Genomic DNA, 1,376 nt, shown 5'->3' with positions numbered 1-1,376 from the left:
TAAAAAAATAATCAATCATTGATGGTTGAGTCAAAATACAGTTTTAGTTAAATTCAAATAAATTGCAATACATAACTTTACATTATTGCCTGCCTATTTTACTTTATTCAATGTAATTATCACTATACGATATGCTATTATCCTAGTACTATAAATTTATTGTAGTTTCAATAAATAAAGTCGATCTTGTTGAAAAATATCGATAAAGAAAAATAATAGGAATTTTCATGCTCCAAGAGAATGTTGTTAAAGATATTATTGTTTGGATTGAGCAAAATCTTGATTCACACTTATCACTAGATATTGTTGCTGAAAAATCAGGCTATACAAAATGGCACTTTCAGCGCTTATTTAAAGCATATACAGGAATATCTTTAGGAAAATACATACTCGCCCGCCGTTTATCTTGTGGTGCTTACGCTTTACGCATAACACGTTGTAGCCTGCTGGATATCTCATTGAAATATCGGTTTGATTCTCAACAAACATTTTGCCGCGCATTTAAAAAACAGTTTAATATCACGCCTTCCGAATACAGAAAAAAGCCAGGTTGGGATATTAGTGAACTGATTTTTCCAGCTCTAGAAACTGTCGAACTGAGCGCTAAATATGAAATAATTACCTTTCCTTCCCTAAAATTAGCGGGTATGTCTCATCAATACAACAAACCCGTTTCAACGTGGAATTCAGACAAGAAAAAATTTAGAAAAGAATTTTGGCGTAAATTTTTGAAGGATGTGAATACAATACCCACAGAACTATATGCAATGCATCGAGCATCTGCGAGTACATTAGAAGATACAATGTACATTTATAGTACCGCTGTTGATAAAGAAAAATTATCAACAACATCTAATCTATCAGCAATGTCACAATTAGAATTACCGAGTGGTAAATATTTAGCAATTACTTTTCATATGGATGAAATTTTAGGCTCACTAACTGGTTACGATGACATTATTTACACCGTATATACTAAAGTATTACCTAAAATGAATTTATTACGTAGACCCGGTCCTGATATTGAACAATATACACTAAAACAATCGGTAAGTTACGATAAATTACTTGAGCAAAGTGAACAATACTTAAAACAAATAAGTTACTACATTCCTGTTCTTTAATTAACCCAAATTGAAAAGATCCCAAAAAATGAACTGGGATCTTTTATTTAAGTTGTATTTCAAATAAGAAGTTTCAACTAGTCTTTTTTAGATTTATTTGCAAAGAAAATATCGTCTTGAATATCTTTTGTTCTTATTGTAAACACTTCATTCATTAAATTTTCAGTTAATTTTTCAGCATCAGCCATGACTCGTAGATTAAACTCGTTAAGCATTTTATCTGCACCAACTTTATCTGTTTGCACCATTTTG

General features: G+C 30.8%; 1 protein-coding gene and 1 pseudogene. One reads left to right on the top strand and one right to left on the bottom strand.

Annotated elements, in window-relative coordinates; all coding sequences use genetic code 11:
* The first annotated feature begins 227 nt into the window (after nucleotides 1-227).
* Complete coding sequence (locus BHE89_RS17265; protein WP_069368765.1) at nucleotides 228-1,124, top strand: helix-turn-helix domain-containing protein; 897 nt, start codon at nucleotides 228-230, stop codon at nucleotides 1,122-1,124.
* A 77-nt stretch (nucleotides 1,125-1,201) separates the two neighbouring features.
* On the opposite strand, the pseudogene BHE89_RS26225 reads toward BHE89_RS17265, so the two are convergent.
* Nucleotides 1,202-1,376 (bottom strand): annotated as a pseudogene (locus tag BHE89_RS26225) (C69 family dipeptidase); the annotation flags it as partial.

Origin of the sequence: Shigella sp. FC1967 (assembly GCF_001743005.1) — a bacterium.
GTDB lineage: Bacteria > Pseudomonadota > Gammaproteobacteria > Enterobacterales > Enterobacteriaceae > Proteus.
This window is presented reverse-complemented; position numbering and strand designations above follow the sequence as displayed.